Origin of the sequence: Acinetobacter sp. ABJ_C4_1 (assembly GCF_044538495.1) — a bacterium.
Taxonomy (GTDB): Bacteria; Pseudomonadota; Gammaproteobacteria; order Pseudomonadales; family Moraxellaceae; genus Acinetobacter; species Acinetobacter nosocomialis_A.
In genome coordinates, this window is record NZ_JBIUCQ010000001.1 from 448933 (window position 1) to 465739 (window position 16807).

Annotated in this window: 9 protein-coding genes; 7 read left to right on the top strand and 2 right to left on the bottom strand. The window is 38.2% G+C overall.

Annotation, left to right across the window (positions count from 1 at the left end):
• Position 1 precedes the first annotated feature (1 nt).
• Positions 2–1324, bottom strand: coding sequence for an MFS transporter (locus ACIF8R_RS02070; RefSeq protein ID WP_396478758.1), 1323 nt, complete (start codon positions 1322–1324; stop codon positions 2–4).
• 165 nt (positions 1325–1489) lie between these two features.
• Between ACIF8R_RS02070 and ACIF8R_RS02075 the strand changes: the two genes are divergently transcribed.
• The 7 genes from ACIF8R_RS02075 (at position 1490) to ACIF8R_RS02105 (ending at position 15418) form a co-directional block, all read left to right on the top strand.
• Positions 1490–4216 carry an autotransporter assembly complex family protein gene (locus tag ACIF8R_RS02075; protein ID WP_396478760.1) on the top strand — a complete coding sequence of 909 codons (2727 nt, stop codon included), beginning with the start codon at positions 1490–1492 and terminating at the stop codon, positions 4214–4216.
• Positions 4217–4242: 26 nt separating this feature from the next.
• On the top strand, positions 4243–8748 hold the full coding sequence (locus ACIF8R_RS02080; protein ID WP_396478762.1) for a translocation/assembly module TamB domain-containing protein: 4506 nt from the start codon (positions 4243–4245) through the stop codon (positions 8746–8748).
• Positions 8749–9005: 257 nt separating this feature from the next.
• Positions 9006–10241: a lactonase family protein gene (locus tag ACIF8R_RS02085; protein ID WP_396478764.1), complete on the top strand. Its 1236-nt coding sequence runs from the start codon at positions 9006–9008 to the stop codon at positions 10239–10241.
• Between the two features lie 132 nt (positions 10242–10373).
• Positions 10374–10736 carry a hypothetical protein gene (locus ACIF8R_RS02090; protein ID WP_396478766.1) on the top strand — a complete coding sequence of 121 codons (363 nt, stop codon included), beginning with the start codon at positions 10374–10376 and terminating at the stop codon, positions 10734–10736.
• 257 nt (positions 10737–10993) lie between these two features.
• On the top strand, positions 10994–13633 hold the full coding sequence (locus ACIF8R_RS02095) for a bifunctional aconitate hydratase 2/2-methylisocitrate dehydratase (protein ID WP_396478768.1): 2640 nt from the start codon (positions 10994–10996) through the stop codon (positions 13631–13633).
• Positions 13634–13861: 228 nt separating this feature from the next.
• Positions 13862–14296 carry a hypothetical protein gene (locus ACIF8R_RS02100; RefSeq protein ID WP_000920876.1) on the top strand — a complete coding sequence of 145 codons (435 nt, stop codon included), beginning with the start codon at positions 13862–13864 and terminating at the stop codon, positions 14294–14296.
• A gap of 138 nt (positions 14297–14434) precedes the next feature.
• Positions 14435–15418: an ion transporter gene (locus ACIF8R_RS02105; RefSeq protein ID WP_396478975.1), complete on the top strand. Its 984-nt coding sequence runs from the start codon at positions 14435–14437 to the stop codon at positions 15416–15418.
• A gap of 27 nt (positions 15419–15445) precedes the next feature.
• On the opposite strand, the gene ACIF8R_RS02110 is transcribed toward ACIF8R_RS02105, so the two are convergent.
• Positions 15446–16645 (bottom strand): MFS transporter, encoded by a 1200-nt coding sequence (locus ACIF8R_RS02110; protein ID WP_396478770.1) that lies wholly within the window; start codon positions 16643–16645, stop codon positions 15446–15448.
• Between the last annotated feature and the right edge of the window lie 162 nt (positions 16646–16807).

Here is a 16807-nt window from a genome sequence, read left to right on the forward strand (position 1 = left end):
ATTAGTCCTCCAAAGAAAGATGTGCTGTGGCAAGCATTGGTTTTAGTCGGGCAAGAAGCCAGATACTAAAGATTGCACTAAGTACAGCTGTAATAATAAATAGTATTTTAATATCAATTTTTAAAACACTTAAGATTAAGATTGAGAAAATTGCAGAAGAAACCATGAATACAGCATTTAAAATGTTATTTGCTGCAACCACTCGGGCACGATGGGAGCGAGGCGAATAAGCCTGCATCATGGCATATAAAGGAACAATATAAAAACCACCACTAATACCCAATAAAGTCACAGCAATCATGACGTGGTAGTAAACCCAGCCTTGAGTGAAAATATCTTTTAACGTCAGTAATGCACCAGTTCTTTCGGGTACAAAAGCTAGACTGGCTGCAAGGTAAAGTGCAAAAACAGTAAGGCCAATTGCACCGATTGGCACCATTTTAATATTAATTTCTGAACCACCAATTTTGCGGCAAAGTAATGAACCGACACCAATTCCGACTGAGAAGAACGTGAGTAATAGACTAACCACATTTTCTGATGCATGGAGATTTTGCTGAGTCAGCTGTGGAATTTGCGTTAAATAAGTCGCCCCATAAAACCAGTACCATGAGTTACCTAATAAAATTGTGAACACTAACGGTAAGCTTTTGGCATATGTAATGGTTTGGAAGCTTGTACGAATAAAGTTCCAGTCAATATCTAAATCTGGCGCAGCAACTTTTTGAGGCAGAATAAAACGACTAAACACATAGCCTATACAAGCAATAGTGACTACAGTCAGACTAATCCACAGTAAATTACCTTCTGATGATGCAATTACGGCACCACCTAAGATCATTCCGAACAAGATTGCCATCGATGTACCGGATTGAAATAAGGCATTGCCCGACATGAGTTCATTCGGTTTTAAAATTTCAGGCAAAATGGCATATTTAATAGGTCCAAAAAATGTGGAATGTGTTCCCATTAAGAATAAAGCGAGAAGAAGCAACCATAAATGCCCCAATAAGAAACCAGCAGAACCAATGAGCATAATGATGATTTCTAATATTTTTATGCCACGCACAAGTTGTGAGCGCTCATATTTGTCTGCAATTTGCCCAGCTGTTGCCGAGAAAAAGAAATATGGCAATATAAATAATAATGCTGCTAAATTATTGAGTGTGCTTACTGGGGCAGATTGTTGTTGAATCCAACCATACGTAATGACTAACAATAAAGCTTGCTTAAAAACATTGTCATTTAATGCGCCAAAAAACTGTGTAAAAAACATCGGTACAAACCGACGTGATGTCATCAGGGATTCATCTTGTTTCATCATGTGCAAGCTTCATTGAGTTTTATTAAAAAATGTGACGGAGTGTTAATTTGCATCGAAAACCATGTATGATATTTTTAACGCTTGATTAAATGAAAAATCAATGGTTTCGAGTGAGTTTTATCCTCATATTGGTGCGTTTATTAAAAAATAAGTTTAGAGTTTTCCATGCCTTCTAAAATTAAGTTTAAACAGTCAACTCTTTCTCACTCTATGCATTTAATCTTGAAAATGCAGAGTATACCTAAACTTATTTGTAGCAGCCTATTGTTAAGTTTATGTGTTAATCCTTGTTATGCTCAAAGTTCGGCTGATACTGTAACACCAGTCGCAAACCAGACGGTAGCTGATTCATCATTACAACAAACAAATACAAATCACCCAAACGATGTTCCGATTACTGATATTGCGACTCTTGTAACTCAAGCGCAGCAACAACAAGATAGCTTGGCTATATTGCAACAACAAGAACAATTTCCAAATCAGATTGAAGAATTTAAGCCAATCACGCTTGATAACCTTGATGACTTACCTGTTATGCCTGTTGACCAGAACATGGCAAATGAAATTTATCGGGTAGCAGAAGAGGCAAAAACTGAAGCGCAAAACTTCCAAAATGGAACGCAAAAACATCCAGAAATGGTGGTCAATGATGCATCTCAAGCAGAATTACATGAAATTACTCAAGCACCTGTAAATATTGACCAACTCATGAGTGAGATTCAATCGGATAGTAAGATTGTAGTTGAAGCAAATGAAACAGGAAAAACTTTACCCGAGCTTACAGCTGCGACTGAAGAACCACCCGAAGAAAAAGGTTTCTTTAAGCGAATAATAAATAAAATCCGTCCACCACGTGTGATACCGATGGAACAAATTCCTCGTATTACTGCTGAGGTCAGTGGAGCTCCGGATGATCTTGCTAAAAATATTAAAGGCAAATTATCTACATTTACCCAAGAATCATTTGAAGATTTTAATTCCGCGTTACCTCAGCTTAGAAGTTTAAGTAACCAAGCTGCCCAAGCTGTGGGTTATTACAATGCTGAGTTTCGTTTTGAAAAATTAAGTGCAAGCCGCGTTCGTGTTAACGTTACTCCAAATGAGCCTGTACGAATTAATGAACAAAACATTGAATTTAGTGGAGCTGGTGCAAAACAGCCACAGTTTCAGGTTATTCGTTTAGTGCCAGACCAAGATGTAGGTGATATTTTTAATCATGGTCTGTATGAAACAACTAAAAGCCGAATTGTCGATGCTGCATCGAATAACGGTTATTTTGATGCATACTGGCGTTTACATGATGTGAAAGTAAGCCAACCTGAGAACAAAGCAGATATTAATCTCAAGTATGAAACAGGTGAGCGTTATAAGCTGGGTAAGGTTGAGTTTCGTATGAGCGATCCTTCAAAACCATTGCCAATCAAGTTAAAAATTCTGGAAAGTATGGCACCTTGGCAAGAGGGTGATGACTACACATTCTGGCGTGTAAATGCTTTAGCCAATAACCTGACTAACTCGCGTTATTTTAACTACACTTTGGTCGATTCAATTAAACCTGACCCAATTGAAAAACCACTTGAATTACCGCCAGATTTGCAAGCATTGGTCGATCAGCAAAATGTCACTATTGATGAATCGAAATTGCTTTCTCCTGAGCAACAACAGCTTGCTAAAGCTCGACAGTTAGCTTCATCTAGTAAAGAAGTCACTCAAAATGTCGTGGACGAAAAACAATTTGCTGGAACTGAAAATCCACAATTAGCTGCGGCCCCCGCTGCTTTAAAAACTGCTGCAGTACAACACGCAGAACAAGAATCGGAACAAGACCGTTTACAAGCCCAAGCACGTGAAGAAAAACGAATTCCTGTGATTGTGACTTTAAATGCTGACAAATTAAATAGTCTGGAAACAGGTGTTGGTTATGGTACTGACACGGGAGCTCGTTTACGTAGTCAATATCGCCGCTCGATTGTCAATGAATATGGTCATTCATTTGACGCCAACTTTGAACTTTCACAAATTCGTCAGTCTATAGACGGCCGCTATAGTATTCCTTATAAGCACCCATTAAATGATTACTTTAACATTGTAGGTGGTTATGAGCGCGAGACTAGAGATAATATCGGTCCTGATGTGAGTTTATTAACTGAATCTGCCGTATTGGGTGGTGAGCGAGTTATTAAAAAGCCATTAGGAAATTGGCAACATACGATTGGCGTACGTTATCGTCTGGACCGTTTAACTCAAAAAGGGGATGTTGATATTTCTGAGTTACCAGATGCTTTTAAAGCTGCTGCATCAGAACAAGAAGCCTTGTTATTCGGTTATGAAACATCTAAAACTTCGAGTAATACACGTTTAAACCCAACTAAAGCATTTAAACAAAGCTATAAGATAGAACTGGGAAGTAGTAGTCTACTTTCCGATGCTAATATGGCGATTGCAACAGCGGGTTGGAGATTTATTTATTCTTTGGGTGAAAACGATAACCATCAGTTTGTGGGGCGATCTGATCTTAGTTATATTTTTACCGATGAATTTGATAAAGTTCCCTATAATTTAAGATTCTTTACTGGTGGTGATCAGACAATTCGTGGTTTCGATTATAAAAGTCTTTCACCAGAAGAAAATGGATATAAGATTGGTGGACAAGCTTTAGCTATAGGCTCTTTGGAATATAACTATCAATTCAAAGAGGGTTGGCGCGCAGCTGTTTTTTCTGATTTTGGTAATGCTTACGATAAGAATTTTAGTAATCCGAGTGCTTATAGTGTTGGTGTCGGTATTCGTTGGAAGTCACCAATTGGACCAATTCGTTTAGATGTGGCTTCAGGTATTTCTGATGATAATCATCCGATTCGTTTGCATTTCTTTATTGGTCCACAACTTTAAAAATAAAATTTTATTAGGTTTATTTTATGGCGGAAGTAGAACAGCAGCCCACTTCGGCACCTGACTCTCCTAAGAAGCGACGCATTTTGCGTAGCTTCTTGCTGACGATATTAATCATACTTTTATTACTTGTTGCTTCTATCATTATTATGATGTCGACTGACCGTGGAAGCCGTTTCTTATTAGATCGTGTTTTACAGGCGCAGCAAGTTATTAAATATGAATATGAAGGGGGTAATTTACTTAAAGGAATTATCCTTAAAAATATTATTGTTCAGTTAGCAGAAGTCGATGTTACTTTAGATAGAGCTGATGTTCGCTTAGGGTGGCGTTCTTTAATATTAGAAAAAGAAGTGCATTTGAGTAATGCAGATGTACGTAACTTAATCATTATTAATAAAGCTCCGCCATCAGATAAACCATTTGGATTTAAACCCATTAAATTGCCATTTGTGCTGCGGGTAGATCAGGCAGATGTCGATCATTTAGAAATTAAAAATTCAGGTTCTGTTGTAAATTTTCATGATGTTCATCTAAATGATGCGTTGTGGTCAGAGACAAAGCTGAAGTTTGAAAACTCAAGTATGGACATGGGGTATCTTTCTGTTCATAACGCAACAGGAAATATGGACTTTAGCGGTAAATATCCACTTAATGCGACTGCAGATTTAAGAATTCCTTCTTTAAAAAGTTTAAATATCCAAAATATTAAAGTGGCAGCCCGAGGAAGTTTAGACACCTTGCAAGCTGGTGTAGCAACTACAACACCAGATTTATTAACAGGTTGGGTCGTTCTACATCCTGTTCGTCATGAAGTACCTATGCAAGGTGCATTGTTATTTAAAAACTATCACTTGCCTTTACTGGCCGAACAAAAATTATTTGCTAAAAATGGTGTGATCAAGTTTCAGGGTGATGTGAAACAACTAAACTTAGCACTTGATACAGATTTAAAAGGTGAGAATTTACCTGAAGGCCAATACAACGCCTTAATGAATACCGATTTGGTTCACCAGCTGAATATTACTGACTTTAATGGTCAGGTCATGAAAGGTGTAATTAACCTTAAAGGGTTAGTGAACTGGAAAGATCATGTCACTTGGGATGTAAAAGGTCGTTTAGATCATGTTAATCCTAAAGATAAAGCGATTCCTCAAGTCGTTCAGGATTTCTTGCCACCAAGTTTGGATGCAGCCGTTTCTTCAACGGGTTCTTTAGAAAAAGGCACTGAAGTATTAGCGAATGTAGACTTTGACCGCTACGAGTCTTGGAAACTTAAATTAAACCAAGCTCCTGAAAAGAATAAAAAACCTCAGCCAATGTTTATGAATGTGGCTTGGTCAAAAATAGACCGTGCTATGCCATATATAGGTTGGTTAAGCAGTGATAGTGGTCAAGTTGATCTGACTTTGCGAGATGGTCAGCAAGATATTAAAGTCTCGACAAAAGTATATCAGCATGAACAGACTTTATTACCAGCAGGGCAATATCTGGCAACGTTGAATGTTAAAGATAATATTCTTAATGTTCCTAGTTTTAATTTTGTGGCTCAAAAAGGTAGCCTCTCAGGTCAGGCCAAAGTTTTCTTGCCTACTGAAAAACGTCAGCTGGCATGGAATGCCTTATTAAATGCAAAAGACTTTAATCCACAAAGTATTCATGCAGCTGCACCGGTTAACCTACTCAATGGGTCAATCAAAGCAAATGGCTTTGCGAAGCCAAATCAACAAATTATTCAACTTGAAAAAATTGATTTAAAAGGTCAATTGGCTCAAGCAAACCAAGAAAGTGTTGCGCTAGCTGGAAAAAGTACAGCAGCTTTATTATTTAATGATGTTAAAGCTGGTGGCGGTTTTAGAGGTTTTGCCGTTAATTATGATGGATCTTTAAAAGCACTTAATCAGGCTAATGGATTATTAAAGTTCTCTATTGCAGGTACTCCAGAATTTATTCGAATTAACCAGTTACAACATGATGGTGTTGCTGGAAAAATCTATGCGACTGGATCATTAAATTTAAAAGACCGTATTGCTTGGGATATCAATAGTTCGCTTGTGCGTTTTAAACCTCAATATTTTGTTTCTAGTGTAAAAGGCGAAATTTCAGGAAATGTAAAAACACAAGGTGTTTGGTCTGATAAGTTAAAGCGTATTGATATTCAACAATTGAATCTTGCAGGATTTTTGAATAACAAGCCAGTGAGAGGTAAAGGTAACTTATCTGTCCTTATGGATTCGAACCAAAAGGGCTTTTTACCTCAACAATTTGAAGCGAATAATCTATTTTTAGTGTATGCACAGAACCAGTTACAAGCGACTGGTAATGCGCAGAATTTAAAAATTAAGCTCAATGCACCTGCACTTTATGAGTTGTATCCTGGTTTAAGTGGCCGTGCGTATGGAGATTTGAGTGTCCAATCTCAACCACGTTTGAAGGCTACAGCTAATATTGCAGTTGATAACTTTGCCTATACTAATTTAGTGAGTATTAAAAAACTGCGTGTACAGGGTGAACTTCCAACTTCTGAAACAACACCAACTCAACTCACAGCAAAGCTAGACAATTTACGTAGTGGTAGCCGTCTAATCCAGTCTGCTGAGCTGAATTTGGCTGGAACACGAAAAGCGCACTTATTAAAAGTGCAGGCGAATAATAATGTTTCTAAGTTCTATGTGCAGTTAGCAGGCGGTTTAAACCAGAATAATGATTGGTTAGGTCAAATTCAAAAAGGTAGTTTTGATTCGCGTCGAATTCGTTTAGCACAAAATCAAAATGCACCTGTTGTTTTCTCATCAGCACGTTCTGAGCTATATGTGGGACAACATTGTTGGCAAAGTAGAAACAGTCAATTATGTCTTGACCAACCTGTACGTGTAAGTAAAGCACAGGGTAATATTTCATTTGTTACCCAAAATCTGGATTTAGGCGATTTTGCTGCGTTTATGCCAGAAGGTTTGGCAATGACGGGTCAACTCAATGGCTATGCAAAAGCTTCTTGGGTAAATGGTGGACATCCTAAACTTGATGCACGTTTAGTGACACGAAAAGGTGAGCTAGGTCTAGCAGCAGAAGACCCTCAAGACCCACCAACCACGTTAACTTATGATGAACTGAGCGTAATCGCGAAGAGTATTTCAGATGGCCTATTGTTACGTGTTGATGTAAAAACACCTGATATTGGTACTGGCTATGCAAATGTCATTATTAATCCATACCAACCCTCTATGCCAATGCGTGGTGAGGTGGCCTTTAACGATGTACAGTTAAAAGTTTTAAAACCATTCATTCAAGATGTGCGTTCAATGAGTGGTACCTTAGCCTTAGCAGGTAAAGTGAATGGTACATTAACCCAACCGCAATTTACGGGTGAAATGCGTTTGAAAAACGGGGCGATCAGTATGATTTCCCTGCCAGTGAACCTAACCAATGTACAAGTGTACTCGTCTATTCGTCAGGATATGGCAACAATTGATGGTGCATTTAACAGTGGACAAGGGGTAGGTTTACTTAAAGGTAGTTTCGACTGGAAAGATTCACCACGTCTACAGTTGAACTTAAAAGGTGATAACCTACTGGTACGCCAAGCACCTTTAATTACCGCAATTGCAAATCCGAATTTGTCACTCGATATGTATCCTTTCGATAAACGTTTAAGTTTGAAAGGATCGGTAGATGTCCCTCGTGCACGTATTTCAATGCCTGAAACAACGGCACCTGTCATTAATACATCTTCAGATGTTCGTATTGTCCGTCAAGGCCAAGATCCACTTGCAATTTTACGCGCAGCTAAACCTTGGGATATTCGTGCCGATATTTCGGTAAATATTGGTAATCAGGTTATCTTCCAAGGCTTTAACAGTAATATTCCTTTAGTAGGTCGTTTGAACTTAACTCAGCGTGGTTATGAAACTGCAATGCGCGCAATGGGTGCTATTGGTGTGAGCCAAAAAGTGAAAATTGAAGCTTATGGTCAAAGCTTAGATTTAAACCGTGCAATTGCCCGTTTCAATGGTCCATTGGCAAACCCGACTTTAGATATTGATGCGAATAAGAATGTTCAGGGCAGTATGGTGGGTGTTCGTGTCACAGGTACTGCATCATCACCAAACATTCAAGTTTATAACGATGCAGGCTTATCTGAACAAGAAGCATTAAATGCATTGGTAACAGGGCGTATTAATGAGGGTTCTAGCGGTTTAAGTAATTCAGAAGGTTTTAAATCTGATGTAAACAATACAATCGCTGCGGCTGGTATTAGTATGGGCTTAGGTGGTACTCGTGCTTTAACGAATCAAATTGGTCGTACTTTTGGTTTAAGTGGACTTGCACTAGATGCTCAAGGTACAGGGGATGATACTCAGGTAAGTTTAACTGGATATATTACCCCTGACTTATTCATTCGTTATGGTGTTGGTGTATTTACCCCAGTCAACAAGCTTACTTTGCGTTATCAAATGAACCGCCGTTTATATTTAGAAGCAAGTCAGTCTTTAGAAAGAGCAATCGACTTATTCTACAACTGGCGTTTCTAAATGTATGAATTAAGAGCTCACTTTCAGTGGGCTTTTATTTTATTAAATCTTTATAGGGTTTTTAAAAAGTTGGCTATTAATCATATAGATCATCAATTTTTGAGCAGGAGTCACGCTTTAAATAGGTTTTTTTATTAAAGAAAATTCACTTGAAAACTGCAGTTTTATAAATTAATTTTCAGAATCATTAAATGAAATTAGATTGATAATGCCTTGTTGATCATTGCAAATAAGGTGAGTTTTCCAAGGAAATGCCAGTGAAAAAAGATACTTGTGTTGAAATTAAAGAGAATAGGGATAACGAGCCAAATGTTAAATATCATGGGCTAATTCAAAAATTAACAACAACCTTATCAGTGATGTTTTTATCACTTGGTTGGGGTAACGCTGTGAATGCTGCAGATCGACAAATCGCTTTAGTGGGAACCTGGACATCAATTCCTAATGCACCACTTGTGCAAAAACCAAAACAGGCCAGTGAAGGTTTGTACCAGCTTCAAGTGAATACCGATGGGACTTTAACTCCTGTTAAAGTATTAAAAATGAAAAGTCCTTCATGGATTGTAAAATCGAAAGATGGCCGTTTTGCATATACAACAAATGAAGAAAACTCAGGGGAAGTCACTGCTTTATCAGTTCAAAACGGAAAGGTAGAGGTACTGAACACAGTGGATAGCCATGGTGGACATCCAACACATGCCTCAATTAGTTTAGATGGTAAGTTCCTGTTTGTATCGAACTATTCCGCATTCGATAAAGGTCGTGGTGGCGTAGCCGTTTTGCCAATTTTGCCAAATGGACATTTAGGTGAAATGGTACAAAATATTGTGTTCGCAGAAGGTTCTGGTCATGTCAAAGGTCGTCAGGAAAGTGGTCATGCACATTCGACAACTTTCAGCCCAGATGGTAAGTATTTATATGCGAGCGATCTTGGAAATGACAAAATCTATACCTTTCGTTATAACCCAAGTAAAACGCAACCACTTGAAGCGGATAGTAGCCGAGATGTGACGTTTATTCATGGGTCTGGTCCACGTCATATGGTCTTTTCACCAAATGGCAAGCATGCATACATTACCGCAGAAATGCGAAGTGAAATTGTGGCGTTTAATGTACAAGATGGACATTTGAAAAAAATTGCTGAGCTAAAGCTGGTACATGAAGATAAAACCCCCGAATTTAAAAGTGCGAGTGGAATTATCCTTAGTCCAGATGGCAAATATGTAATTGCTGCCAATCGTGGTGCAGACAACAAACTTTTGGTATTTAAAATTCAACAAAATGGCTTGCTAGATCAACCAGTCGTTTATAACGCTAATGGTATTGAACCACGAGCTTTCTCATTCGATGCGACTGGTAAATATCTGTATGTGACGAATGTATACAGTAATAATATTAGTTTGTTCCGCTTTGATGCAAAAAGCGGTAGCTTAAAACCTGCTGGCGATGCTGCAAAAATATCTACGCCTACTGATATTAAATTTTTTAATTAATCTGAATTGATAAATCAGTATTTCTAACACTTCCTATAAAAGACCGAGAATTTCTATCTCGGTTTTTTATGGCAGTTTTTGCAAAGTTTGTCAGATTCAGTATGATGTGGGCAGCTTAGTCTGTGTAGAGTAATGATGAAAAAAGTTTTATTTGTTTTGATGGGTATGTTGTTAGTCGGCTGTACAGAGAAAAAACCTTTAACACCTGAAGAACAATGGCATGGCTTTTGTACAAGTGTTGGAAATGCAGCTAGAAGTATTGTGTTTGATCGTCAGCAAGCAATTGAAAAGACTCAAGCGGTTGAACATGCAAATAAAATTGAAGATGAGATCACCAAAAAATTCATCTTGAATATTATTGAAAAAGTTTATGCTATTCCACAAGATGAACTAAAAACTAACCCAGAAGCCCTACAAGAAAAAATTAGAAAACAAATGGCAGGTGAGTGCTTAGTTACACCACACGACAAAATGCCAAACTACAAAAAGTTCTAAGTGTACAAGACATCGTCAACACTCCACTAAGGTGGAGTGTTCTTTCAAATCAAAATATCGCATGATAAGTCAGTCATTAAGATCATTATTTACACAGGGGTATTTAGTTACAAAATAATGGGCATCACGGAGAAACACCCCGCGCGCATTAACTTTTAGCTTGAACTCTAGTAAAATTTTGTAGTCCATATTACTTGTGAAGCTTTGTGAAAGCTGGAATTTACAAGTAATTTTTTAAAAAAAGAGGAATGAACACCGTGCTAGAAGCTTACCGCCAACACGTTGCTGAACGTGCCGCACTCGGAGTCCCACCGAAGCCACTTGATGATGCTCAAACTGCTCAACTTGTTGAGTTATTAAAAAACCCACCGGCAGGTGAAGAAGCATTCTTGGTTGATTTGCTTGAAAACCGTGTTCCTGCAGGTGTTGACCAAGCAGCTTACGTAAAAGCAGCTTTCTTGGCAGCGATTGCAAAAGGCGAAGCGACATCTCCGCTAGTTTCTAAAGAACGTGCAGTTTATTTACTAGGTACTATGCTTGGTGGCTATAACGTAGCACCTTTAGTTGAGCTTCTAGATGATGCTGAATTAGCGAGCTTAGCTGCTGAAGCATTGAAAAAAACTTTACTTGTATTTGATGCGTTCCATGACGTAGCTGATAAAGCTAAAGCTGGCAATGTTAATGCAAAAGCTGTTTTACAGTCTTGGGCTGATGCTGAATGGTTCACTAGCCGTAAAGACGTACCAGAAGAAATCAAAATCACTGTGTTCAAAGTAACAGGTGAAACAAACACTGATGACTTGTCTCCAGCTCAAGATGCGTGGAGCCGTCCAGACATCCCATTACACGCAAACGCAATGTTGAAAAACGAGCGTGACGGTATCAACCCTGAAAAACCAGGTGAAGTTGGTCCATTAAACCAAATTAAAGAACTTATTGCTAAAGGCAACCAAGTTGCTTATGTAGGTGACGTTGTTGGTACAGGTTCATCTCGTAAATCTGCAACAAACTCTGTGCTTTGGTTCTTTGGTGATGAAATTGCTCACATTCCAAACAAAAAAGACGGTGGTGTGTGCTTAGGCGGTAAAATTGCTCCGATCTTCTTTAACACAATGGAAGATGCTGGTGCATTACCAGTAGAGATCGATGTTTCTAACATGAACATGGGTGACGAAGTTACTCTTAAAATCGATCATGCTGCTGCAAAAGTTACTGCGTTCAAAAATGGCGAACAAATCGCTGAGTCTGAACTTAAAACTCCAGTACTTTTAGACGAAGTACGTGCTGGTGGTCGTATTAACTTGATCATTGGTCGTGGCTTAACTGCTAAAGCACGTGAAGCTTTAGGTCTAGCTCCATCTACATTGTTCCGTACTCCAGTACAACCAGCTGACACTGGCAAAGGTTTCACTTTAGCTCAGAAGATGGTTGGTCGTGCATGTGGTCTTGCAGAAGGTCAAGGTATCCGTCCAGGTACTTACTGTGAACCTAAGATGACTACAGTTGGTTCTCAAGATACAACTGGTCCTATGACTCGTGACGAGTTAAAAGACTTAGCTTGCTTGGGCTTCTCTGCTGATTTAGTAATGCAATCTTTCTGTCACACTGCTGCTTATCCAAAGCCAGTTGACGTACAAATGCAACATACACTTCCAGACTTCATCATGAATCGTGGTGGTGTATCTTTACGTCCAGGCGACGGTATTATCCATTCTTGGTTAAACCGTATGCTTCTTCCAGATACTGTAGGTACTGGTGGTGACTCGCATACTCGTTTCCCAATTGGTATTTCGTTCCCAGCAGGTTCTGGCCTTGTAGCTTTCGCTGCTGCAACTGGTGTAATGCCGCTTGATATGCCTGAATCAGTTCTTGTTAAGTTCAAAGGTAAAATGCAGCCTGGTATCACTTTACGTGACCTTGTACATGCGATTCCTTACTATGCAATCAAAGAAGGCGATCTTACTGTTGAGAAAAAAGGTAAGAAAAACATCTTCTCTGGTCGTATCTTAGAAATCGACTTAACAGAAATGGAAACTGACTTAACAGTTGAGCAAGCATTCGAACTTTCTGATGCTTCTGCTGAACGTTCAGCTGCTGGTTGTGCGATCACACTTTCTGAAGAGAAAGTTGCTGAGTACTTACGTTCTAACATCACAATGCTTAAGTGGATGATTTCACAAGGCTATGGTGATGCTCGTACTATGGCTCGCCGTGTTGAAAACATGGAAAAATGGTTAGCAAACCCAAGCTTACTTAAAGCTGATGCTGATGCTGAATACACTAAAGTTTATGAAATTGATTTGTCAGACATCAAAGAACCTATCCTTTGCTGCCCGAACGATCCAGATGATGCAAAACTTCTTTCTGACGTTCAAGGCGACAAAATTGATGAAGTATTTATCGGTTCTTGTATGACTAACATTGGTCACTTCCGTGCTGCTGGTCAGTTACTTGAAAAAGTACCAAGCGGTTCATTAACAACTCGTTTATGGTTGGCTCCACCAACACGTATGGACGAACATCAGTTAATGGAAGAAGGCTTCTATAACACTTATGGCCGTGCTGGTGCACGTACAGAAATGCCTGGTTGTTCATTATGTATGGGTAACCAAGCACGTGTTGCGCCGAACACAACTGTTGTATCGACTTCTACACGTAACTTCCCTAACCGTTTAGGTCAAGGTTCTAACGTTTACTTAGCATCTGCTGAGCTTGCATCTGTTGCTGCTGTACTTGGTAAATTACCAACTCCAGAAGAATACCAACAATATGCAGCTCAAATTGACAGTATGTCTGCTGACATCTACAAATATTTGAATTTCGACCAAATGGGCGAATATACAAATGCTGCTGATAAAGTAGATACTAAGAAAATTGTTGCTGCTCAATTGACTTAATTTGTCGATTTAGTACAAAAAAGGAGCTGATTATTCAGCTCCTTTTTTATTTAAAAGAGAATTAATACCTAGTTCTCAAATAAAATATTAAATAGATCATGTTTTGTTTATTTAAAATGTAAAAATAAATATAAGGCTAGATATTAAAGAAGATTTTGCTTTAAAATAATTGAACGAACTTAAAAATAATTAAAAAGAACATGGGTATTTTATATATGGAACTTAAAAATGCTAAAGACAATTGTTGAATTTAAATTTGATGATTACCATCTATATGATCAAAATTTATCAGCAGAAGACGGAAATACGTTAGTACAGAAAACTGAAGATATTGCACAGTATATTTATAGTATATTGAAAAATAGATATCACTTAAGTATTGAATTAACTGCTGAACGTTGGGGCTGGGAAATAGAAGTACCATTACCTGAGATCACCATGTATATCGGTATTAGTGTGTATGAAGAATACAGTAATGGCTTTGCAATATTCATTTCACCAAATACACCAATTTTGAGAAGATTTCTTTTTAGAAAGTTAGATATTACTCATCATATTATGCTGCTTCAAAATTATATTAATGTCATTTTGAAGTCACATGCAGGTATTTATGATGTGCAATGGTGGGAAGAAAATGAGTTTAGATATGTCGCTGCTCATTAAAATATAATTAGAAAATATGAAATATTATTTATGATTGTTTAGTTAATACAATTAATAAAATATTTTATTGGTCACTGTAGTGGTGAATTTACGTATGTGAGCTTAATATATGTTCAATATAATGTGGCTCAGAACCGTATGCGAATTTTAGCTTGGAAGACATTACGTAAGTTCTTCTATAACAACCTTCATGACCATGATTACGAAACAACAGTGAGTAGGTGTATTAACTACTTCTTGGTTTTCTTAATTATTGGGAATGTCATTGCGGTATTGCTAGAAACAGTAAACGATCTGTATTACAGCTATCGTATATGGTTTGACTACTTTGAAAATATTTCAATCACGATTTTTAGTGTTGAATACCTGTTACGCCTCTGGAGTGTAGTAGAGCGTGATCCTACACAAGCTGCATGGAAGCAGCGTTTAGCGTGGATGAAAAGCGGAGAGGCGCTGATTGACCTCATGGCAATTTTGCCGGCGTATTTAAATTTCTTCGTACGAATAGACCTTCGTATGCTCAGAATTTTACGATTACTTCGACTATTAAAATTAACTCGCTATTTTATCTCTTTGCAAATATTGCTATGTGTCATTAAAAGAGAAAAAGGTTCGTTTCAGGCAGTGATTTTTATTTTAATCATTATGATTATTATGACTGCTTCTGGTATTTATGTGGTTGAGAATAAAGCGCAACCAGAAGCTTTTAGCTCTATTCCTAAAGCAATGTGGTGGGCTGTCGTTACCTTAACCACAGTCGGATATGGTGATGTCACACCTGTGACCAGCTTAGGAAAACTACTAGGGGCTTTAATTACAATTTTAGGGGTAGGGATTGCTGCTTTGCCAGCTGGTATTCTAGCTTCTGGTTTAGCCAATGAACTTAACCAGCGTAATCAGCGCCTTGAACAAGAGTTCCGTGAGTTACTTCAAGTGCGTGGTATTGATATCTTGCATGATGAAGTTGAAATAGAACGTATTCGGCAAAAAGTAGGGCTACCAAAAGAACAAGCGCATAATTTGATTATCCAAATTATGCGAGAAAAGGTATTAGAAGAAAAAGAATCTGCGAGAGAGAAGAAATGCTATTGTCCGCACTGTGGCGAAAAATTAATAGACTAGTATTTCAGCAAAAAAGCCTGACGAGAATCAGGCTTTTTGAGTTGCTTTTTCTACAGCAAATGCAATGAGTAAGATAATAAGACCACCAAGGCTCAGTACGAAACCTACCCAAATCGGTGCAATCCAACCCATTTGATGACTCAGTACCCAACCACCTAAAAATGCTCCTAATGCATTTGCCATATTAAAGGCAGAGTGATTAAGTGAAGCTGCTAGCGTTTGCGCGTCGCCTGCAACGTCCATCAGGCGTGTCTGTAAAGCCCCACCTAAACCCATTACAGTTAGTCCGATTAAGAATAAAGAAGCAATCGCAGTATAGATATTACTCATTAGGAAACTTGCAACAACAAAGGCAATTGCTGAGCTAATGAGTACGCCGACAATGGTTTTATTGAGATTTTTATCTGCTAGCCAACCCGCGGCTAAACCTCCAATCACCATTCCGATTCCCCATAACGCTAGCGCAATAGGAACAATTTGGATATTAACTTTTGTGTATTCTGTGAGAATGGGTGAGACATAGCTATATACCGAGAACATACCTCCAAAGCCAATTGCACCAACTGCAAGAGTTAACCACATATTTATATTTTTAAGCCCAGCTAATTCTGTTTTTATGCTAGCAGTAGCTTGAACTGGGATATTGGGTACAAAGCAAGCTACGGCAATTAAAGTAAAAAATGCAATCGTTGCTGAAAATTCAAAACCTGCTCTCCAACCAAAATGTTGACCTAACCATGTGGCTAAAGGTACGCCAATAACAGTAGCAACGGTTAAGCCCATCATCATTTGTGCAACCGCTGAAGCTCTGCGTGATGGGCCTGCAAGTTCGGCAGCTACGAGGGCACCGACCCCAAAATATGCGCCATGAGGTAAACCTGCAATAAAACGAGAAACTAAAACGGTCTCTGGTGTGTGCGCTAAAGCGGTACAAGCATTAGCAATACCATAAAACAGCATTAAACCGAGTAATAACGTTTTTCTAGGAACTTTGGCACCTAAAATAGCAATAATAGGGGCACCAATAACCACACCTAATGCATAAGCACTAATAAAATGCCCAGCTTCAGGTACTGTAATGTTTAAGTTATGAGCAATTTCTTGAATAAGTCCCATTGCGACAAATTCTGTAGTTCCGATACAAAAACCGCCTACTGCGAGTGAAAAAATTGCTAAAAAGAGTGAATAATGCCGATGTGTGGATGAAGAAGATTGGGGTGACGCCATAATAAATTAAAAAAGAGACTCAAAAATGAAAGTATAAGAGAAAAGAGATCAAAATAATAAAAAACTAAAATATTGAGAGTATGTTTGCACATCTTAAGCAAAAGCATTTTATCTTCATTTTGAATAATTTATCGAAATTTTTTAATAAATTATATATGATGA

Coding starts and splice junctions, on each gene's coding strand:
- ACIF8R_RS02110 (WP_396478770.1), bottom strand. CDS start 16,645: ATGGCGTCACCCCAATCTTCTTCATCCACACATCGGCATTATTCACTC.
- ACIF8R_RS02100 (WP_000920876.1), top strand. CDS start 13,862: ATGCTAAAGACAATTGTTGAATTTAAATTTGATGATTACCATCTATAT.
- ACIF8R_RS02090 (WP_396478766.1), top strand. CDS start 10,374: ATGATGAAAAAAGTTTTATTTGTTTTGATGGGTATGTTGTTAGTCGGC.
- ACIF8R_RS02080 (WP_396478762.1), top strand. CDS start 4,243: ATGGCGGAAGTAGAACAGCAGCCCACTTCGGCACCTGACTCTCCTAAG.
- ACIF8R_RS02070 (WP_396478758.1), bottom strand. CDS start 1,324: ATGATGAAACAAGATGAATCCCTGATGACATCACGTCGGTTTGTACCG.
- ACIF8R_RS02105 (WP_396478975.1), top strand. CDS start 14,435: ATGCGAATTTTAGCTTGGAAGACATTACGTAAGTTCTTCTATAACAAC.
- ACIF8R_RS02075 (WP_396478760.1), top strand. CDS start 1,490: ATGCCTTCTAAAATTAAGTTTAAACAGTCAACTCTTTCTCACTCTATG.